The 18,598-nt window shown below is 40.7% G+C and carries 25 protein-coding genes; 4 read left to right on the top strand and 21 right to left on the bottom strand.

Translation table 11 applies throughout. The annotated features are described in order from the left end of the window. Window positions 1-359 precede the first annotated feature (359 nt). The 18 genes from rplQ to P20480_RS13615 all read right to left on the bottom strand — a co-directional run bounded on the left by rplQ (window position 360) and on the right by P20480_RS13615 (window position 11,079). On the bottom strand, window positions 360-761 hold the full coding sequence (gene rplQ / locus P20480_RS13535) for a 50S ribosomal protein L17 (RefSeq protein ID WP_006794892.1): 402 nt from the start codon (window positions 759-761) through the stop codon (window positions 360-362). Window positions 762-800: 39 nt separating this feature from the next. Further along, a complete protein-coding gene (locus P20480_RS13540; RefSeq protein WP_008127834.1) occupies window positions 801-1,787 on the bottom strand; it encodes a DNA-directed RNA polymerase subunit alpha in 987 nt (328 codons plus the stop codon). Between the two features lie 24 nt (window positions 1,788-1,811). Continuing rightward, complete coding sequence (gene rpsD, locus P20480_RS13545; RefSeq protein ID WP_002959461.1) at window positions 1,812-2,432, bottom strand: 30S ribosomal protein S4; 621 nt, start codon at window positions 2,430-2,432, stop codon at window positions 1,812-1,814. 21 nt (window positions 2,433-2,453) lie between these two features. Further along, window positions 2,454-2,840: a 30S ribosomal protein S11 gene (rpsK, locus tag P20480_RS13550; RefSeq protein WP_002959471.1), complete on the bottom strand. Its 387-nt coding sequence runs from the start codon at window positions 2,838-2,840 to the stop codon at window positions 2,454-2,456. A gap of 12 nt (window positions 2,841-2,852) precedes the next feature. Beyond that, window positions 2,853-3,209: a 30S ribosomal protein S13 gene (rpsM, locus tag P20480_RS13555; protein ID WP_006794252.1), complete on the bottom strand. Its 357-nt coding sequence runs from the start codon at window positions 3,207-3,209 to the stop codon at window positions 2,853-2,855. A gap of 125 nt (window positions 3,210-3,334) precedes the next feature. Then, window positions 3,335-3,448 (bottom strand): 50S ribosomal protein L36, encoded by a 114-nt coding sequence (gene rpmJ, locus P20480_RS19135; RefSeq protein WP_002959476.1) that lies wholly within the window; start codon window positions 3,446-3,448, stop codon window positions 3,335-3,337. 22 nt (window positions 3,449-3,470) lie between these two features. Then, the gene (secY, locus tag P20480_RS13560; RefSeq protein WP_006794251.1) at window positions 3,471-4,799 is read right to left on the bottom strand and encodes a preprotein translocase subunit SecY; all 1,329 of its coding nucleotides are present in this window, start codon (window positions 4,797-4,799) and stop codon (window positions 3,471-3,473) included. A 10-nt stretch (window positions 4,800-4,809) separates the two neighbouring features. Then, complete coding sequence (rplO, locus tag P20480_RS13565; RefSeq protein WP_006794250.1) at window positions 4,810-5,244, bottom strand: 50S ribosomal protein L15; 435 nt, start codon at window positions 5,242-5,244, stop codon at window positions 4,810-4,812. Window positions 5,245-5,248: 4 nt separating this feature from the next. Next, window positions 5,249-5,431: a 50S ribosomal protein L30 gene (rpmD, locus tag P20480_RS13570; protein WP_002959482.1), complete on the bottom strand. Its 183-nt coding sequence runs from the start codon at window positions 5,429-5,431 to the stop codon at window positions 5,249-5,251. A 2-nt stretch (window positions 5,432-5,433) separates the two neighbouring features. Continuing rightward, window positions 5,434-5,940 (bottom strand): 30S ribosomal protein S5, encoded by a 507-nt coding sequence (rpsE, locus tag P20480_RS13575; RefSeq protein WP_006794249.1) that lies wholly within the window; start codon window positions 5,938-5,940, stop codon window positions 5,434-5,436. Between the two features lie 9 nt (window positions 5,941-5,949). Beyond that, complete coding sequence (gene rplR / locus P20480_RS13580; RefSeq protein WP_006794248.1) at window positions 5,950-6,300, bottom strand: 50S ribosomal protein L18; 351 nt, start codon at window positions 6,298-6,300, stop codon at window positions 5,950-5,952. Between the two features lie 9 nt (window positions 6,301-6,309). After that, complete coding sequence (rplF, locus tag P20480_RS13585) at window positions 6,310-6,843, bottom strand: 50S ribosomal protein L6 (RefSeq protein ID WP_006794247.1); 534 nt, start codon at window positions 6,841-6,843, stop codon at window positions 6,310-6,312. 13 nt (window positions 6,844-6,856) lie between these two features. Further along, entirely contained in the window at window positions 6,857-7,249 is a 393-nt protein-coding gene (gene rpsH, locus P20480_RS13590) for a 30S ribosomal protein S8 (RefSeq protein WP_006794246.1), read from the bottom strand. Between the two features lie 21 nt (window positions 7,250-7,270). Then, window positions 7,271-7,576: a 30S ribosomal protein S14 gene (gene rpsN, locus P20480_RS13595; protein WP_006794245.1), complete on the bottom strand. Its 306-nt coding sequence runs from the start codon at window positions 7,574-7,576 to the stop codon at window positions 7,271-7,273. Between the two features lie 10 nt (window positions 7,577-7,586). Continuing rightward, on the bottom strand, window positions 7,587-8,126 hold the full coding sequence (rplE, locus tag P20480_RS13600; RefSeq protein WP_006794244.1) for a 50S ribosomal protein L5: 540 nt from the start codon (window positions 8,124-8,126) through the stop codon (window positions 7,587-7,589). A 16-nt stretch (window positions 8,127-8,142) separates the two neighbouring features. Next, window positions 8,143-8,457 carry a 50S ribosomal protein L24 gene (gene rplX, locus P20480_RS13605; protein WP_006794243.1) on the bottom strand — a complete coding sequence of 105 codons (315 nt, stop codon included), beginning with the start codon at window positions 8,455-8,457 and terminating at the stop codon, window positions 8,143-8,145. 10 nt (window positions 8,458-8,467) lie between these two features. After that, window positions 8,468-8,836: a 50S ribosomal protein L14 gene (gene rplN, locus P20480_RS13610; RefSeq protein WP_002959498.1), complete on the bottom strand. Its 369-nt coding sequence runs from the start codon at window positions 8,834-8,836 to the stop codon at window positions 8,468-8,470. A gap of 272 nt (window positions 8,837-9,108) precedes the next feature. After that, window positions 9,109-11,079: an AsmA family protein gene (locus P20480_RS13615; RefSeq protein ID WP_008127825.1), complete on the bottom strand. Its 1,971-nt coding sequence runs from the start codon at window positions 11,077-11,079 to the stop codon at window positions 9,109-9,111. Between the two features lie 229 nt (window positions 11,080-11,308). Here P20480_RS13615 and P20480_RS13620 point away from each other — a divergent pair, with 229 nt between their 5' ends. From P20480_RS13620 to P20480_RS13635, 4 genes are all read left to right on the top strand, one after another. After that, a complete protein-coding gene (locus P20480_RS13620; protein WP_008127824.1) occupies window positions 11,309-11,728 on the top strand; it encodes a hypothetical protein in 420 nt (139 codons plus the stop codon). An 8-nt stretch (window positions 11,729-11,736) separates the two neighbouring features. Next, window positions 11,737-11,937: a helix-turn-helix transcriptional regulator gene (locus P20480_RS13625; RefSeq protein ID WP_008127823.1), complete on the top strand. Its 201-nt coding sequence runs from the start codon at window positions 11,737-11,739 to the stop codon at window positions 11,935-11,937. Between the two features lie 139 nt (window positions 11,938-12,076). After that, window positions 12,077-13,240, top strand: coding sequence for a hypothetical protein (locus tag P20480_RS13630; RefSeq protein ID WP_033025140.1), 1,164 nt, complete (start codon window positions 12,077-12,079; stop codon window positions 13,238-13,240). A gap of 282 nt (window positions 13,241-13,522) precedes the next feature. Further along, the gene (locus P20480_RS13635; RefSeq protein WP_008127821.1) at window positions 13,523-14,209 is read left to right on the top strand and encodes a TorF family putative porin; all 687 of its coding nucleotides are present in this window, start codon (window positions 13,523-13,525) and stop codon (window positions 14,207-14,209) included. A gap of 92 nt (window positions 14,210-14,301) precedes the next feature. On the opposite strand, the gene P20480_RS13640 is transcribed toward P20480_RS13635, so the two are convergent. The 3 genes from P20480_RS13640 to P20480_RS13645 all read right to left on the bottom strand — a co-directional run. Next, entirely contained in the window at window positions 14,302-14,631 is a 330-nt protein-coding gene (locus P20480_RS13640) for a Bor/Iss family lipoprotein (protein WP_008127820.1), read from the bottom strand. Then, window positions 14,628-14,939, bottom strand: a complete 312-nt coding sequence (locus tag P20480_RS17765) for a Bor family protein (RefSeq protein WP_010557717.1) — start codon at window positions 14,937-14,939, stop codon at window positions 14,628-14,630. The genes P20480_RS13640 and P20480_RS17765 overlap by 4 nt, the downstream gene beginning before the upstream one ends. 171 nt (window positions 14,940-15,110) lie before the next feature. After that, a partial coding sequence (locus tag P20480_RS13645) for an ABC transporter permease/M1 family aminopeptidase (protein ID WP_033025138.1) occupies window positions 15,111-18,598 on the bottom strand: 3,488 nt, incomplete at its 5' end.

Below are 18,598 nucleotides of genomic sequence, written 5' to 3'. Positions count from 1 at the left end.
ATGCTGCTCGATGAGTATTTGAGCTAAACGCTCAAAAACACAACTAATAGTAAGTTTTATTTATGTAATAGCGCCATTTGACTAAGTGTATGATGATAAATATCTTTCTAGTGCTTATTTGAAAGGTAATTATGGTAACAACCATATTAGCTTATGATTTTTCTTAGGTGTAACGTTACCGTTTTTATAGTAATGCTACTCACTTAGCTAAATCATTAATGAAATAGAGCCGTGTTGTAGATGACTAGAGATTAGTGGTAAATAGGTAATAGGTAAATATAGTAATGCAAAAATTTTATTTATAATTTCCAGGCATTAAAAAGCCGAGCATAAGCTCGGCTTTTAGGTTTCTTTAAGACTTACTCTGCAGACTGTGCGTCTTCTTGAACTTCTTCGCTAGTCGCTGGGCGACCAACTAGTTCAATATAAGCCATTGGTGCATTATCACCAGTACGGAAGCCACACTTAAGAATACGAGTGTAACCACCTGGACGATCCGCGTTACGTGGACCGATTTCACTGAATAATTTACCAACAACTTCATTGTCGCGTGTGCGAGCAAACGCTAAACGGCGGTTTGCTACACTGTCAGTCTTAGCCAGTGTGATTAAAGGTTCAATTACACGACGTAACTCTTTCGCTTTTGGCAAAGTAGTTTTGATGATTTCATGTTTCACCAAAGAACCTGCCATATTGCTGAACATCGCTTTACGATGGCTACTGTTACGGTTTAATTGACGACCACTCTTACGATGGCGCATGACCCTATCCTTCTAACTAAACTAATATAGTGATTTAGATTATTCAGCTAAACTTGCAGGTGGCCAGTTTTCTAGGCGCATACCTAGAGAAAGACCACGTGAAGCTAGCACGTCTTTAATTTCAGTTAGAGACTTCTTACCTAGATTAGGCGTTTTAAGAAGCTCAACCTCAGTGCGCTGAACTAAATCACCGATATATTGAATTTGCTCGGCTTTCAAACAATTTGCTGAGCGTACTGTTAGTTCAAGATCATCGACTGGACGAAGCAGAATAGGATCGAATTCTGGTTTCTCTTCTTTCTCTTCTGGCTCAGTTACATCGCGTAAATCTACGAATGCATCTAATTGCTCAGCTAAGATAGTAGACGCACGGCGGATCGCTTCTTCAGGATCTAATGTACCGTTTGTTTCCATATCAATGATTAATTTGTCTAAATCTGTACGTTGCTCAACTCGAGCTGATTCAACCGAGTACGCAATACGTTCAACTGGGCTGAATGATGCATCAAGCAACAATCTACCAATTGGACGCTCATCGTCATCAGAGGATAAACGACTAGATGCCGGCACATAACCACGACCGCGCTCAACACGAATACGCATGCTGATCTCGCTGTTACCTGTAGTTAAATTACAGATAACGTGATCTGGATTAGCAATTGTTACATCGCCATCGTGCTGAATATCAGCCGCAGTAACAGGGCCTACACCAGATTTAGTCAGGGTCAGAAAAACTTCATCTTTGCCTTCTAACGTTACTGCTAAACCTTTAAGGTTTAATAGTATTTCAATGATGTCTTCTTGAACGCCTTCTTTCGCGCTGTACTCATGTAATACACCGTCGATTTCTACTTCAGTTACTGCACATCCAGGCATAGATGAAAGTAATATACGGCGTAAAGCATTACCCAGAGTGTGACCAAAGCCACGCTCTAATGGTTCTAAAACTATTTTAGAACGCGTTGGGTTTATAGCGTCGATGTCGACTAACCTTGGTTTTAGAAATTCTGTAACAGAACCCTGCATTTTATCCTCTCTTAACTCTTAACTTTACTTAGAGTAAAGTTCGACGATTAGTTGTTCATTAATGTCCGCAGACAGGTCTGAACGCTCAGGTAGACGCTTAAAGCTGCCTTCCAATTTCTTACCGTCAACTTCAACCCAAGTCGGCTTTTCACGTTGCTCAGCCAACTCTAGAGCAGCGATGATACGTGCTTGTGTCTTAGACTTCTCACGGATTACTACAGTATCTTCTGGAGTAATTACGTATGAAGGAATGTTCACAACACGACCATTAACTAGAATCGCTTTATGGCTTACTAACTGACGTGCTTCAGCGCGTGTGCTAGCAAAACCCATGCGATATACAACATTGTCTAAACGTTGCTCTAAAAGCTGTAACAAGTTTTCACCTGTATTACCTTTAAGGCGAGCAGCTTCTTTATAGTAGTTACGGAATTGCTTTTCTAATACACCGTAGATACGACGTACTTTTTGCTTTTCACGTAATTGTAAACCGTAATCAGATAGACGACCTTTACGAGCGCCGTGCTGACCAGGTGCAGTCTCAAGTTTACACTTAGAGTCGATAGCTCTTACGCCGCTCTTAAGGAACAGGTCAGTACCTTCACGACGACTCAGCTTGAGCTTAGGGCCCAAATATCTTGCCATGTTATTTCTCCTAACCTATTGTTAAACGCGACGTTTCTTCGGTGGACGACAACCATTATGTGGTATTGGCGTCACGTCAGTAATGTTTGTAATACGGTAACCAGCAGCATTCAAAGCACGTACAGCAGATTCACGACCTGGACCTGGACCTTTGATGAAAACTTCTAGATTTTTTAAACCGTATTCTTGAGCAGCAGTACCTGCACGCTCTGCAGCAACCTGAGCAGCAAATGGTGTAGATTTACGTGAACCACGGAAACCTGAACCACCGGCAGTAGCCCATGATAGTGCATTACCTTGACGGTCGGTAATCGTTACAATAGTGTTGTTGAAAGAAGCATGAACATGAGCCATACCATCAGCAACTTGTTTTTTAACCTTTTTACGACGAATTGGTGTCTTAGCCATAATACTATCCCCTTATCGCTTAATAGGCTTACGAGGACCCTTACGGGTACGCGCGTTAGTCTTAGTTCTTTGACCACGTAGTGGTAAAGAGCGACGGTGACGTAGGCCACGGTAACAACCAAGGTCCATAAGGCGCTTGATATTTAATGTAACTTCACGACGAAGGTCACCTTCAACAGTGTACTTGCCAACTGCATCACGCAGTACGTCAAGTGTTTCGTCAGAAAGTTCACCGATTTTTGTGGTCTCGGCGATACCAGTCGCTGCTAAGATAGCCTTAGAGCGAGTCTTACCTATGCCATAAATAGCTGTTAAACCAATAACTGCATGTTTATGATCAGGGACGTTAATGCCAGCAATACGGGCCACTAACACATCTCCTATATTCGAATTTGGTAATCAAAAGTTTGAAAAGCCCGTAAGGATACTCAAACGAAGACCAAATCACTACTAAAAACACAGGCCGAGAAATCTCAGCCTGCACGACTGTTTACTTAGCCTTGCCTTTGCTTATGCTTAGGCTCACTGCAAATTACGCGTACTACACCAGCACGTTTAATAACTTTACAGTTACGGCATATTTTCTTAACGGAAGCACGTACTTTCATTGCTCAACTCCGTAAACTGACCTTATCGACCGTAGCCTTTAAGGTTCGCTTTTTTCAGCACAGAATCATACTGATGAGACATCAGGTGAGTCTGTACTTGTGCCATAAAGTCCATGATTACAACAACGATAATCAAAATTGATGTACCGCCGAAATAGAATGGCGTTTGCCATGCCATAGTCATGAATTCGGGCACCAGACAGATAAAGGTTATATACAAAGCACCTGCCAATGTCAGGCGTGTCATCACTTTATCAATGTATTTAGATGTCTGCTCACCTGGACGAATACCTGGGATAAATGCGCCAGATTTCTTAAGGTTATCTGCAGTTTCACGAGGGTTAAACACCAACGCTGTATAGAAAAAGCAGAAGAAGATAATTGCCGCAGCTAATACAAGTGAGTACAAAGGTTGACCTGGAGTCAACGTTGTAGCAACAGCTTGTAATGCATCAGCGACAGGACCTTCACCTTGGCCGAACCAGCTAGCAATTGTACCAGGGAACAGAATTATACTACTAGCAAAGATTGGTGGAATAACACCCGCCATGTTTACTTTTAGTGGTAAATGCGTGCTTTGAGCAGCAAATACTTGACGACCTTGTTGGCGTTTAGCGTAGTTAACAACAATACGACGTTGTCCACGTTCGAAAAACACTACAAGATAAGTAACAGCGAATACTATAACCGCAACCATAAGTAGTACAAAAACATTCAAATCACCTTGGCGCGCCATTTCGACTGTCGAACCAATAGCAGACGGCAAGTTAGCTACAATACCAACAAATATTAGAACTGAAATACCGTTACCGATACCACGTTCTGTTATTTGTTCACCCAACCACATAAGGAACATAGTACCAGTTACTAAGCTCACCACAGCGGTGAAATAGAAACCCATACCCGGATTAACAACTAACCCGTTCATCATGCCCGGTAAGCTAGTAGCAATACCGATAGATTGAATAGTAGCTAGCACAAGCGTGCCGTAGCGTGTGTACTGGCTAATTTTTTTACGCCCTTGCTCACCTTCTTTCTTAAGCTCTATAAACGGAGGATACATATGCGTTAATAGTTGCGTAATAATCGAAGCCGAGATATACGGCATAATACCCAGCGCTAACACTGAAGCTCGCTCAAGTGCACCACCACTGAACATGTTGAACATTTCAACAATGGTGCCCTTTTGTTGCTCGAAGAAATCGGCAAGTACAGCGGCGTCAATCCCAGGGATCGGCACAAATGAACCTAGACGGTAAATTATGATAGCGCCCAATACGAAGAGTAATCGACGCTTCAATTCCGAAAGCCCACCTTGTGCACTTTGTGTATCTTGACCTGGTTTAGCCATTTGTACTTCCTTAGTCTTCTACCTTGCCTCCGGCAGCTTCAATAGCTTCGCGTGCACCCTTAGAGGCTTTAAGACCTTTAAGTGTAACAGCGCGTGAAACTTCACCAGATTTAACAACTTTAACGAAAAGAACGTTCTTTTTAACTAGACCAGCTGCTTGTAACGCGCTTAGGTCTACCACATCGCCTTCAACTTTAGCGATTTCAAAAAGGTTAACTTCTGCAGATACTAACGATTTGCGTGAAGTGAAACCAAATTTAGGTAGACGACGTTGCATAGGCATTTGACCGCCTTCAAAACCAACGCGTACTTTACCGCCAGAACGTGACTTTTGACCTTTGTGACCACGGCCACCAGTCTTACCAAGACCAGAACCGATACCACGACCAACACGTTTAGGGGCAGTTTTTGAACCTGCAGCAGGTGAAAGTGTATTCAAATGCATGAAATTAACCCTCTACCTTAACCATGTAAGAAACCTTGTTTATCATACCACGTACACATGCTGTGTCTTCTAACTCAACAGTGTGATTGATACGACGTAAACCAAGACCGCGTAATGTAGCTTTATGCTTCGGTAAACGACCGATAGAGCTTTTTACTTGTGTTACTTTTACAGTTTGATTAGCCATGGTTACCCCAGTATTTCTTCTACGCGAAGGCCACGTTTTGCAGCGATAGACTGTGGAGAATTCATATTCTCAAGAGCCGAAATCGTTGCACGTACTACGTTGATTGGGTTAGTAGAACCGTAACATTTAGATAGTACGTTCTGAACACCAGTCACTTCTAGTACTGCACGCATAGCACCACCTGCGATGATACCAGTACCTTCAGAGGCTGGTTTCATGAACACTAGTGAGCCAGCATGACGTCCCTTAACAGGATGCTGTAATGTATTGCCATTTAGGTCTACATTGATCATGTTGCGACGTGCTTTTTCCATTGCTTTTTGAATAGCAGCTGGAACTTCACGTGCTTTACCATAACCAAAACCTACTTTACCTGCGCCGTCACCAACTACAGTTAGTGCAGTAAAGCTAAAGATACGACCACCTTTAACTACTTTAGACACACGGTTTACCGCGATTAGCTTTTCAGCTAGATCAGGCTGTTGTTGCTTTGCTTCTACGTTAGCCATTGTCTACTCCTAGAATTGCAAACCGGCTTCACGCGCAGCATCAGCTAGCGCCTTCACACGGCCGTGATATTTAAAGCCACTGCGATCAAAAGCAATCTTTTCGATGCCTTTGTCAGCCGCACGTTCAGCAACCGCTTTGCCAACTGCTTGCGCAGCTTCAACGTTACCGGTGCCTTTAACTGTTTCGCTAATAGCCTTCTCAACAGTAGAAGCAGCAGCCAGTACATTACCCTCAGCATTAATTACTTGAGCGTAAATGTGACGTGGCGTGCGGTGGATAACAAGACGCGTTGTGCCTTGTTCAATATAATTTCTACGAGTGCGTTTAGCACGACGTAGACGAGCTGTTTTTTTATCCATCGTCTTACCTTACTTCTTCTTAGCCTCTTTACGGCGTACATTCTCATCTGAATAGCGAACACCTTTACCTTTATAAGGCTCAGGTTTACGGTATGCACGAATGTTAGCAGCTGTTTGACCAACTAACTGCTTATCTACGCCCTTAACTAGAACTTCTGTTTGGCTTGGAGTTTCAATCGTAATTCCTTCAGGAACTGCGAAATTAACTGGGTGTGAGAAACCAAGTGTTAAGTCTAAAACTTTACCCTTAGCTGCAGCACGGTAACCAACGCCTACTAACTGAAGTTTCTTCTCGTAACCTTCATGCGTACCAACAACCATGTTGTTGATTAGAGCGCGAGCAGTACCTGCTTGTGCCCATGCATTTGCTACGCCTTCACGAGGTAAAGTTGTAATAACGTTGTCGTTAACTTGTACTTCAACTGCGTCGTTGATAGTACGAGTAAGTTCACCGTTTTTGCCTTTAACTGTGATTTCCTGGCCTTTCAATGTAACTTCTACACCGGCAGGAACATTAATTGGTGCCTTTGCTATGCGAGACATAGTTCCCCTCCGATTAAGCTACAAAGCCAATGATTTCACCACCAACACCAGCACTACGTGCTGCGCGGTCTGTCATTAGGCCTTTAGAAGTTGATACGATAGCGATACCAAGACCACCCATTACCTTCGGTAATTCGTCACGTTTCTTGTAGATACGTAAACCAGGGCGACTTACACGCTGGATATTTTCAATTACAGCTTTGCCTTCGAAGTACTTCAACTCGATAGAAAGCTCAGGTTTAACTTCACCGTTAACTGCGTAGTCTACGATGTAACCTTCGTCTTTTAGTACTTTAGCTAATGCTACTTTCAGCTTTGAAGTTGGCATCGTTACAGATACTTTCTTCGCTGATTGACCGTTACGGATACGTGTGAACAAATCCGCGATAGGATCTTGCAAGCTCATAGTCTTACTCCCATGATTCTATTACCAGCTAGCCTTTTTAAGGCCAGGAATTTCACCGCGCATAGCTGCTTCGCGAACTTTAATACGGCTCATGCCGAATTTGCGAAGGAAACCATGTGGGCGGCCCGTAATGTTACAACGATTACGTTGACGTGCAGGGCTAGAATCACGAGGTAAAGCTTGTAGCTTAAGTACCGCGTCCCAACGATCATCTTCAGATGTATTAACATCACTGATGATAGCTTTTAGTGCAGCACGCTTTTCAGCATACTGAGCAACTAGTTTTGTGCGCTTTGCTTCGCGCGCTTTCATAGAATTCTTTGCCATAACCCTACCCTTATTTCTTAAATGGGAAGTTAAACGCTTCTAACAACGCACGGCCTTCCTCATCAGATTTCGCAGAAGTAGTGATAGTGATATCCATACCGCGTACACGGTCTACTTTATCGTAATCGATTTCTGGGAAGATGATTTGTTCACGTACGCCCATGCTGTAGTTACCACGTCCATCAAAAGACTTAGCACTTACGCCACGGAAGTCACGAATACGTGGGATAGCGATTGATACCAAACGCTCAAAAAAGTCCCACATACGCTCGCCGCGTAGGGTTACTTTACAACCAATTGGGTAGCCTTCACGCACTTTAAAGCCAGCAACAGATTTACGTGCTTTAGTGATTAAAGGTTTCTGACCAGAGATTGCAGTTAAATCAGCTACAGCGTGATCTAAAATTTTCTTGTCAGCTAGGGCTTCGCCCACGCCCATATTTAATGTGATCTTTTCGATCTGAGGGACTTGCATGACAGAGCTGAAACCAAACTTCTCTTGAAGCTCAGCAACTACTTTGTCTTTATATACTTCATGCAGTTTCGCCATCATTCTACTCCAACTATTAGATAGTTTTACCAGTAGATTTAAAGATACGTAATTTCTTACCATCTTCAATCTTGAAACCTACACGATCTGCTTTACTCGTTTCCGAGTTGAAGATCGCAACGTTTGATGCGTCCATAGACGCTTCTTTCTCAACAATGCCGCCAGCTTGGTTCAATTGTGGAACCGGCTTTTGGTGTTTCTTGATCAAGTTTATGCCTTCGACAAAGATTCGACCAGATTCAGTAACAACTGAAAGCACTTTACCGCGCTTACCTTTGTCTTTACCTGCTAGTACGATTACTTCGTCACCACGACGGATTTTTGCTGCCATGATTGGCTCCTTACAGTACTTCTGGGGCTAGTGAAACGATTTTCATGAACTTGTCATTACGAAGTTCGCGAGTCACAGGGCCGAAAATACGTGTACCAATTGGCTGCAAGTTATCATTTAAGATAACAGCCGCGTTGCTGTCGAAACGGATCAGAGAACCATCTGGACGGCGAACACCTTTTCTGGTACGCACAACTACCGCGTTTTTAACATCACCTTTCTTCACTTTACCGCGAGGAATAGCTTCTTTTACAGAAACTTTAATGATGTCGCCAATCGCTGCGTAGCGACGGTGTGAACCACCAAGGACTTTTATACACTGCACTTTGCGAGCGCCGCTGTTATCAGCAACTTCCAGCTGAGTTTGCATTTGGATCATGTTAATGACCTCCGGTGTAGTAATTACAACGTGTCTTAAAATTGTTTAAAATCAAGACATTTCGATTAAATCCCACTCAAAAACAAACGAGTTGTCTCTTAAGGGCGGGCAATTGTACCAGCATTGAGCATGTAGCGATAGGTTATTTTTTAATTAATTTAAGGACTGAGGGGATTTTATTAACGTTGGTAAAGCTATGTGACTATTTTTTCAATGGTTATAAAATAAACAAGACACTTAAAAAGTGCCTTGTTTATTTTACTAGTGGTTATTTAGCCAAATAGTCCCTTTAATTTGTCTTTTACTTTATCTTTGGCTTTCTCTTTCGCTTTTTCTTTTGCGTCATCTAGTTTCTTTTTTGCTTCATCTTTTAAGGCATTACTTACATCAAGTTTAATTCCCACATCGTGAAATGGTCCTTTTATGCGTAACGGTATTTTAAAGCCTGTACTGTCATCGGTAGTGCCTTGACCTTCTATTGAATCTACAATCCCTGTTACCAAACGGTAATCAACTTTAGTGAGGGGTAAATCCACATCTCCTTCACCGGAAATACGAATCAGAGGGCTAATTAGTGAAAGGTCAGTATTGCGTCCAACACCTTTAATAAAATCAAAGCTACCTGTAAGCGCAGAAAAATCTGTTTGTTCTGCCTCTTCAAAGCCAGTATCTAACCCTTCAGAAGCGGCGCCAAAATTACCAGATATAATCTCTTTACCTCTACGAACCATTTCAGCAATGTTCGCCCCTTTTACAGCACCATCTGCAAACTCAAATGCCAACTTACCATTTAGCGCATCGATAAACGATTTTTGACTTTGCCCAGCTGTAGATAAATTCCAATTTAAAGAACCTCTACCGAGTACCTTGTCAAAACCGGTTGCATCAGTTAATAACGGCTGGGCATTTATATCTGTTAAATTAAAGTTTGTAGCTATTTTATAAGGCGCATTTTGAGCATCAATAGTAATTACACCTTTACCAGCGCCTTCATAGGCTGAAAAGCTATCTAAACTTAATTTAGCTACACCTTTATTTAGCGCCACTGTAAACTGGTTCGCACCCAGTTTTATATCATTTGCTATTAATCCACTAGAACGAATTACTACATTAGCATCTTGTGCTTTAAGGACACTTAAATCAATTTGAGTGTCATCCCAAACAATTGGCTCTGCCGGTTTGCTATCGTCTTCAGTCGGCTGTTCTTTTTTAGCAACGGCATCTGGCAAATAGGGATTAAGATCGAGCATCCCCAAATCTACATTTGCATTAATGGCTAAACGATTACCTAAACTAATTTCGCTTTTACCTTTAATTTGAAGTTCATCAAGCGTTGCTGTTAACTCTTCAAGATTGAATTTTTCACCCAGTAAATGCATTTTACCATTTACACTAAATGCATTAAACGCATTATCTTTCGCATTTAGGGCAACCCCCTGCCATTTAGCAATATTTTTTACCGACTCGCCATTGAGTGCTAATTGACCTTTTATGTCTTGCCCTTTTTTTGCGATTGAGCCATTAAATGTCAATTCAACCAAGCGCGAATCTAAATTTTGCGATACATTAAAAGCCTGACCTTCAATCGCTTTGGCAGGAGTATCGAGTTTTACATCTAGTTCAAATCGCTCCTGCATATAGGTAATCCCCCCTTTAACTTCAAGGGTTTTACGTAATGAAGGAAGTAAAATAACCAGCTCTAAATCGCTAATTTGCTGCTTGGCGCCCGTTTGACCATCTAGATATGTAAATGTACCGCCATAAATAGCGACCTCACCCAGCTCAATATCAAAGCTAGCAGGCAGCTTAATTGCCTCACCAGGCTCAGTTTGCTCTGTAGGTTGCTCTGCTACAGCATCAAACAACCGCCAGTTAGCTTTACCATTTTTATCTGTCTCTAATAAAATATCTGGTTCGTTAATAACAAACTTATCAAGCTTAAACTCACCGCCAAATAACGAGAACCAAGGTATATGTACTGCCAGCTGCTGCATACTTGCCATATCAGCTCGCGAACCTGTTTGCATGTTAGCAAAGTGGACATCATTCAACTCTAACTTTAGTGCAGGAAACACACTAAGCGTTTTGTCACCATTAATTGTTAGCGTTCTTCCCGTCGTTTTTTGAACTTCCTCTGATACTTTATTAAAAATAGTATCGGTAGGAATTAAAAAAGGCGCTGCCACAATTAAAGCAATACAGAGTAAGAGTATTACACCAAAAATTTTGAGTAAGGTTTTCATGTTCGTCCTTTAAGCGGTCAAATTATGTTTTTATCATAGCGAGTGTTAAGCCTAAAAGCATTGCTGTAGATAAAAAAAGCTCATAAAAGCAGTTTACTTATTTCATATGAATCGTTCCTGAAACATTTTGATACCTTTAGGTTACAAAAAATAATTGACTCATTGATACCTCAAGGTTACATTGACACCCAGAGGTCACATAATGTTAAATTTTAAAAGGAAATGATATATGTCAAATCATGATATTAAAAATGAAGAAAAGTTTATGGGCCAAAATGCTTGGTTCTCATTATTCATGGGAGTCACTTTATTAATCATCAGTGTTTACCCACTGCTTACTCAAACATCAGCCCCACTGTTGTTTTTTGGCACTGCTGCTTTTTTAGGTTCATTCTGTATGTTTGTGATCAGAGGCGGGTTTACATGGAAAATGAAATACCACCTTACCTACAAAGATGAGTACTTAAACACCATCGACACCATTGCCTATAAACATGTAGTCCTTGGCTTACTTTTTAGCATGGGTGGCGTTTACTTATTCTCAGATGATTTGGCTTTAGAAGTGTCTCACACCATGATGGCCTCGTTTTATCTTGCTGTAATGTGTTTAATATATGGCGTATCAATTCTTTGGCAGAGCCGTGATTAGGAGTCAAAGTGCAAAATAACATAGCAAAATTTCGTAAAGAGGCAGGGCTTTCGCAGCAAGAACTTGCCGATGCTATAAGCGTATCGCGTAAAACAATAAGCACTGTAGAAACAAATCGATTTACGCCATCGGTCATTATAGCCCTTAAAATCGCAGCTCATTTTCACGCATCAGTTGAAAGCCTCTTCATATTAGAAGAGACTGATTAATAACCGAGCTGGTTAGATTAACCCCGATTTTAAACACCATAATAATGCAGCGCGCAGGACAGCGCTGTTGTTATTAGTGTATTTGAGCTAAAATAAACAATGCTAATACATATATATAAATCCGGAGTATCTACAAGGCATGAAAAAACTGCTAATTTCACCGTCAAAAATGACACTAGGCGAGCAAGAAAATCAAATCTATCAGAACATTCTGAAACAATCTTCAGAATTAAGCCTTAACCTTATGGCCGTGAAAGTAGAAAACCATCCTGATGATTTTTTACCTTGGTGTTACGAGCTATTAAACGCAAGCAGAGACCGTATTAACTACGATTTACTTGAGCCGCAACAGCTACCTGTTCTGAAAAAGCTGCATGATCAACTTATTTCAGCTATTAGCTTTTTACAAGTTAAAACGCTTCGTGTAGCCCCTTGGCCTGTGGTAAGTGTATTTATAGAGCAACATAAAGACGTTATTGCACTTGATGAACAACTTCGTTTAGCAAGTTACGTAAAAAGTATTCGTGAGCAATCATTAAAAGACATGATCCCTGAAGACCTTCTTGCTTTTACTGGCAAGCATATGGCTTCACTAGATCCAAGCACTTACGATTTTGATGCTGAGTGGTTTGCATCAACTAAGAGCGCTAAAGTTTTCCACCAACTCATTGGTGATTTACCGGGTGCGTTTGATGAAGCACTGGCTAATATTCCTCTTGAAGGTGATATTACCCATTACGAGTACCAACAGTTTGTAGCTGCTTATAGCAAAATATTTACTGATAGCAGTGAAAAGCCAACACTTGCTCCGGCAACAAGACTACTTGCAATGCGTCGCCCTGATATTTTTACGCCAATTACAAATAGCCGTTTAGACGCGTTATGCTCAGCGCTTGCGGTTACTAAACTCAAAAATAGTGATTTTGAGCGTTACTGGCAAGATATTGTAAAAGGCATTCAAGCTATGTCATGGTACAAAATGGCAAATGCTTCAAATGAACTAGAAGAGCAACTAGTGTCAATTAAAGCGCTTATTCCGTGCTTTTTTTACTACGCGGATAACAAAACACCAGATAGCTCTAACTATATTAAATTACTTAATAAACCAAAGCGTAGCACCACTAAAACGGGTAAAACACAACGCAGAGGTAAAGAGTCTGCTGAAATTTTAGTTGACCGCGCTTTGGCTGCCGATGATATTCCTGAGCATATTCGTAGCAAACGCGACTCAATAATCAGCGAAGTTCAAAAAGGCCGCAGTGTAAACGAAACAATTAGTCTAATGCGCACCATATTTGGCTAAATAATTCTAAACAAGCTGTACTTTCATGGTGCAGCTTGATTATTTTATGCACCAGCGATGTGCGATAAAATATTTTTTCCGCATAATCTAAAGCACCCACCCCAAACGCAAGTCATTGTTAATAAAATATAAAATTTAATTTTAAAACAAAATAAACCAAGCTGGCACACACAGTGCAATTCTATTCTCAGTTAAACAATAAAAACGCATAAATCAAAAGGCTACGGTACTTCATAATAAAAAGCCTTCCTATGCAAAAAATCATATAACGGGAAATGGAACATGTTAAAACTAAAAAAAACAATCGCTTTTAGCGCCGTGGCATTAATGGCTGCAACGTCACTTACATCAACAGCAGTAAATGCTGAAGTATCTGCGAATGTAGCAGCTACCTCAAATTACTTATGGCGTGGACAAGAACAAACTGGCGGCGACGCTGCTATTTCTGGTGGTATTGATTACGCTGACGAATCTGGATTTTATGCTGGTACATGGGTATCTAATGCATCTTGGGCTGACGAAATGACCTACGAGCTAGATTTTTACGCAGGCTTTGGTGGCGATATTAGCGAAGGTGTTAGCTACGATGTAGGTTACATTTATTATGCTTACCCAGACGCGGCATCAAGTGCAGATGCTGATTTCTCAGAAATTTACGGTAGCATCAGTGTCGAAGGCTTTACCTTTGGTGCATCAGTGCTTGCTACATCTGCTGCAAGTAGCGACGGTACAGACTTTGGTGATTCACTTTATTTGACAGCTGATTACGGCTTTGCCGTAGGCAGCAATGGTACAGAAATGGCTTTACACATAGGTCATTATTCTGGCGATTTTATTGGTGACGAAGACATCATTGATTACGGTGTGTCTGTATCAAAAGATGGATTCACATTTGGCGTATCAGACACTGATATGGACGAGTCAGATGTAAAAGTTTACGTTGCTTACGCTGTAGACTTCAGCCTATAAACAAACATGTGTTACTTGCTGCAACTGAAGGGCCATTTGGCCCTTTTTTAGCACCTAGCATCTTTTCTTTGTATTGGGTTATATTTAAATTATTACTCAGCTTTAAAAGGTACCTTAGTGCAGCTCACTTCAACTGTTTTAGGGTACCAAGCCGGGCCTATCTGATTAACTACAACCTCCGCTACTCCATTACTAAATGACTTATACGTGTGCACCGTTTGCCATTGCCCTTGTGGGCAATGCTCACTTAAGTCAACCGCATCAGATCCTTCATACAAAGCTAAAGCAAAATTATGATGCCACTGAGAACTATTGTGCGACTGGTTATTAACTTTTTCAGGTACACCATTATCAAAGTAAATATTTGTGCAACCAGTTAACATAGCAAAAGTAATACTGCCTAAAATTAATTTAAGATTCATAACGCCTCCTGCGTATTTTGCTCTTCACACCATACCTTTATGGTATGTGGTGAATAAATGCCTAGCGTAATTAAACCCAACGCACCATCGCTAAATGTTTGTTGCGACTGCATTTGAGCCGCTTGTGTATCTGTACAAATCTGTTTTACATCCACACGTTCCTCTCCTACTAATCCCCATAAATAAAATGGACGGCTATCTTCGTAGGTCGCTTTACTTGTAATTTTTGCGATAGCGTGTGGCTGTATGGTAACCGCAGAACAGGCGCTTAAGCCTAATACTACAAACCCCATTATTAATGATTTCATGTTTGTCCTTACTTGGTACTCACTTTCAGTAAATAAACCTTACAGTAAACCAGTAAAATAATGAGTAAAAAGCTGTGCGAAAAATGTAGCCAGCCTTACAGATTTCAAACAGTTTTTTACACAAAAAAAGGCCGCAAAATTGCGGCCTTTGAGTAAATGTGCTGTCAGCTATTAAAACTTAGCTAAGTTATTTACGTTATCTTTATCAACCAGTTTTACGTACGGATCGACTCCTGCAAATAAAGGTTTTTCTTTTACCTTTAACTCAATAATATTAGTACCCGTTACTATTTGATGTTTTTGTGAGTAAATCACAAAATCTTCAGCGAGTAGATTTTCAGGATCGTCACTAAACAACACAATATCAATTAACTCATCGAGTGGCTGCTCTGTTTCTTCACCTTGACCATCAGCACGTTGCTTAACAGCTTCAACGTTTAACGTAACACTGTAAAAGCCCTCACTGTCGGCTTCGTCTGAAATCGAAACCTCTTTCATTTCCAGCTCATACAAAGTGATATATTTAAACTGATCGTCAATAAAGTTTTGCTCAGCTTGGGTTGCGTCTTGTTTTAAATAACTTAGTAAATCAAGTGTTGTTGGGTATGGCGTTGACTGATATCTAAACTCATTTAAAAATGCCTTAAGTGCAGCGTTTAGGCGTTTTTCACCTAGGCGATCATAAATCGCCATCATAACAACAGATCCTTTATTGTAATGAAGGTATTGCTGAGCCTGGGTTTTATATAGTGGCATCTCTTCAAACGCTTCTCCAGTACGGCCCATTAAGTACCTATCTAGCTCGTATTTTAAAAACTTACGTAGCTTTTCTGGGCCAAAGCGTTTTTCAAGCACCATAAGCGCACTGTATTGTGAAAGCGTTTCAGACATAACTTCACTCCCCTCTACATTGGCGCCTGATACTTGATGACCCCACCATTGATGCGCTACTTCGTGTGCAGTTACGTAATAAGGCAGGTCAATTTTACTTTCATCCCTTGAGTCTGTAACAAAACCAATGCTTTCTGAATAAGGAACAGTATTAGCAAAACTTTGCGCAAATGAGCGATAGCGAGGAAATTCAATAATACGTAATTGCTTATGCTGATAGGGGCCAAATGCTTGTGTAAAATAATCTATCGAGTCTTGAACCGATTCAATCATGCGGTCAACATTCCACGCATGACTTTTATGGAAATAAACCTCAATATTTACACCATTATGCTCAACCTTTTTACTTTCCAATTCAGCCGACTGCACCGCATAAAAATTTATAATAGGTGCATCCATTTCATAAACAAAGGTTCGGCGCCCATCTTTTACGCTTTCACTTTGTAAATAACCAGGTGTAATCGCAAATTGCGATTCATCGGTCGTTACCCTGGCCCTAAAGTTAATAAACCCAGTAGCTTGACCAAAATCACTTTGTGTATAGTACTGGCTATCTTCAAGTTTATTTGCTCGTTCTAGCTCTGGTAAGTCATGTTTACGGCGCTTAAATTTATCAGCCACCTGTAAACCACGGTTGTACCCAAAGTTAGGAAAAAGCTCCCAATTATTAATAAACGTACCATTAGCCACTAACTGTGTATCGGAGCCACTATCGGTAAAGCCTGTATGCTCGCGAGTGACAGACAGCTGCCCTTCTCTTACCTCGTCTGGCATAAGGGGCTGATCAAATTCAAACCATGCAGAATAAAGCGCTGGTAATTTTTCAACAATTTTACCGCCAGCCATCGTTACATCCCAGCTTTTGGCGTGTTGCGGTGAGGTGATCAATACTCGCGAAATTGGCTCATTAGATGTATTAGTAAACTTAATTTTTGCAACTGCACTTAAAGCACGCTTTTTAGGGTAAATATCAACAGTTAAGTCAACATCGGTCACCATAGGCACTGCTAAATCTTTATATTGTGCAAACTGTTTTTCATAGCTTACTTGCTTGTCTTGAAACGCATCGCTTGTGATAAATTCGTTTAAAACACGCGTATTGTGATAAATGTTATAACCTGCACCAACAAACACCAGTGCACTAACACAAACAATTACTTGCCCCTTTAACGACATATTATAACGAAGCATAGACAGGCGTGTACGCAGCGTTTGTGAAGGTCCTCTATGCCATAACGCAAATCCTACAATAGCCAAAACAAGACTTAACGCGCCCCAATACAATGTGTACCAATGCGCTGCTTGCAAAAAGTGTCCATAGCCGTTTATATCAGAGTACGGTACGCTACTGCTTTTCGAAAAATGATACATATGGTGTTCAAATCCATACGAATCCATTACCATTTGCACTATGTAGTACAAAATAAATAACCCCATTCCTACATATTTATTTGGGCTAATAATTTGTAAAAAGAAGGCAAGCACCGTAAGCATAATTAACGGTAAAAGCGATAAATAAACAATCCTGAATAAATACTGCCCTAACTCTAAATTAAATTGCCCTTTAAATAACTGCACTGTGATTGTTAGTATCATTCCAACAATAAACAAGCCTGAAATAGCTGTTATTAACGCCAGTATTTTTGATACCCAAAAAACACTGTTGTGTACTGGAAAGCTGTCAACAATATCGCCCATACCACTTTGACGTTCTCGCCAAACAAGCTCAGCGCTATAAAAAGCGATAATAACAAACAAAAACAAACCCGAAATACCGCTAATAATATTGACCATATTCGCGGTAATTGGCCAGTTAGTTGTACCGTAAGCGCCAATGGGAGCAAACAGCGGGATCATAAGCGTTACAATACTTACACCCGCTAAAATCATAAATGGCGCGCTAAATATTACTTGTTTAAGTTCAAATATACTGCGCATTATTAACTGCGATTGCGTACTCGCTCCTGCAGACTTGTAATTTTTAGCATTATTAATCAGTGCAGCTTGTTTATTTTGCACAAATACAGAGACTTTAAATTGCTTTTTCTGTTTTTTAGCTACTATGCGGTTACTTAATTTTCCAAGGCTAAAAAACATAGCTAAGCCCAGTACAACCCACAATATACGGTTAACTAAAAGGTCACCTGTGAGGGTTAGCACTTCTGTGTTTTTATCACTCACAGTCCAGTAACGCGTCAAATCAATTAAAGACCCCAAGCCAAATGGGTCGGCGTAAACAACTATATTTCTAAATGCTAAATCATCAAAATAAGCACTGGCTATTTGATAGGCGATAAAAATAACAACGGCTGCGACATACACCGACATCATGGTTTTAAAATAGACAGCCACACTGTTAAAAATAGCCGAAAGCACCAGCAAACTGGGTACTGCAATATAAAAATAAGGTGCAGCGTAATACACAAACTTATTTGGACCCACTAGCTCACTATCGAGCCATCCAACAGATAAGCCAAACTGCGACCCTAAAAGTACTCCTAACGGCACGGTTAAAAATACAACCAGCACCACTAAGTAAGCACCAAAAAAGCGCCCAGTTTGATAAGGGACAGGATTAACAGGCTTACTAAAAACCAGTTCATCCATTTTAGTTTCACTATTTCTAATAGCGGAGCTGGCAACAAAGTTAACTACCAAAAACATCGCAAATACACAAAATGTAATGGTCAACATCATAATTGAAAAAGGCGAATTCATATGTACATTAGCGCCGCCTAGCGGAAATTTGCTAGAAGAGCTGATAAAAA

The organism is Pseudoalteromonas sp. BSi20480, from assembly GCF_000241365.1.
GTDB classification, from domain to species: Bacteria; Pseudomonadota; Gammaproteobacteria; order Enterobacterales; family Alteromonadaceae; genus Pseudoalteromonas; species Pseudoalteromonas marina.
The sequence above is the reverse complement of the archived record's forward strand: the minus strand, read 5'-3'. Positions and strand labels throughout refer to the sequence as shown.

Excerpts from the sequence above, each read along its gene's own strand:
- rplQ (WP_006794892.1), bottom strand. The coding sequence starts at position 761 with ATGCGCCATCGTAAGAGTGGTCGTCAATTAAACCGTAACAGTAGCCAT.
- P20480_RS13540 (WP_008127834.1), bottom strand. The coding sequence starts at position 1,787 with ATGCAGGGTTCTGTTACAGAATTTCTAAAACCAAGGTTAGTCGACATC.
- rpsD (WP_002959461.1), bottom strand. The coding sequence starts at position 2,432 with ATGGCAAGATATTTGGGCCCTAAGCTCAAGCTGAGTCGTCGTGAAGGT.
- rpsK (WP_002959471.1), bottom strand. The coding sequence starts at position 2,840 with ATGGCTAAGACACCAATTCGTCGTAAAAAGGTTAAAAAACAAGTTGCT.
- rpmJ (WP_002959476.1), bottom strand. The coding sequence starts at position 3,448 with ATGAAAGTACGTGCTTCCGTTAAGAAAATATGCCGTAACTGTAAAGTT.
- secY (WP_006794251.1), bottom strand. The coding sequence starts at position 4,799 with ATGGCTAAACCAGGTCAAGATACACAAAGTGCACAAGGTGGGCTTTCG.
- rplO (WP_006794250.1), bottom strand. The coding sequence starts at position 5,244 with ATGCATTTGAATACACTTTCACCTGCTGCAGGTTCAAAAACTGCCCCT.
- rpmD (WP_002959482.1), bottom strand. The coding sequence starts at position 5,431 with ATGGCTAATCAAACTGTAAAAGTAACACAAGTAAAAAGCTCTATCGGT.
- rpsE (WP_006794249.1), bottom strand. The coding sequence starts at position 5,940 with ATGGCTAACGTAGAAGCAAAGCAACAACAGCCTGATCTAGCTGAAAAG.
- rplR (WP_006794248.1), bottom strand. The coding sequence starts at position 6,300 with ATGGATAAAAAAACAGCTCGTCTACGTCGTGCTAAACGCACTCGTAGA.
- rplF (WP_006794247.1), bottom strand. The coding sequence starts at position 6,843 with ATGTCTCGCATAGCAAAGGCACCAATTAATGTTCCTGCCGGTGTAGAA.
- rpsH (WP_006794246.1), bottom strand. The coding sequence starts at position 7,249 with ATGAGCTTGCAAGATCCTATCGCGGATTTGTTCACACGTATCCGTAAC.
- rpsN (WP_006794245.1), bottom strand. The coding sequence starts at position 7,576 with ATGGCAAAGAATTCTATGAAAGCGCGCGAAGCAAAGCGCACAAAACTA.
- rplE (WP_006794244.1), bottom strand. The coding sequence starts at position 8,126 with ATGGCGAAACTGCATGAAGTATATAAAGACAAAGTAGTTGCTGAGCTT.
- rplX (WP_006794243.1), bottom strand. The coding sequence starts at position 8,457 with ATGGCAGCAAAAATCCGTCGTGGTGACGAAGTAATCGTACTAGCAGGT.
- rplN (WP_002959498.1), bottom strand. The coding sequence starts at position 8,836 with ATGATCCAAATGCAAACTCAGCTGGAAGTTGCTGATAACAGCGGCGCT.
- P20480_RS13615 (WP_008127825.1), bottom strand. The coding sequence starts at position 11,079 with ATGAAAACCTTACTCAAAATTTTTGGTGTAATACTCTTACTCTGTATT.
- P20480_RS13620 (WP_008127824.1), top strand. The coding sequence starts at position 11,309 with ATGTCAAATCATGATATTAAAAATGAAGAAAAGTTTATGGGCCAAAAT.
- P20480_RS13630 (WP_033025140.1), top strand. The coding sequence starts at position 12,077 with ATGAAAAAACTGCTAATTTCACCGTCAAAAATGACACTAGGCGAGCAA.
- P20480_RS13635 (WP_008127821.1), top strand. The coding sequence starts at position 13,523 with ATGTTAAAACTAAAAAAAACAATCGCTTTTAGCGCCGTGGCATTAATG.
- P20480_RS13640 (WP_008127820.1), bottom strand. The coding sequence starts at position 14,631 with ATGAATCTTAAATTAATTTTAGGCAGTATTACTTTTGCTATGTTAACT.
- P20480_RS17765 (WP_010557717.1), bottom strand. The coding sequence starts at position 14,939 with ATGAAATCATTAATAATGGGGTTTGTAGTATTAGGCTTAAGCGCCTGT.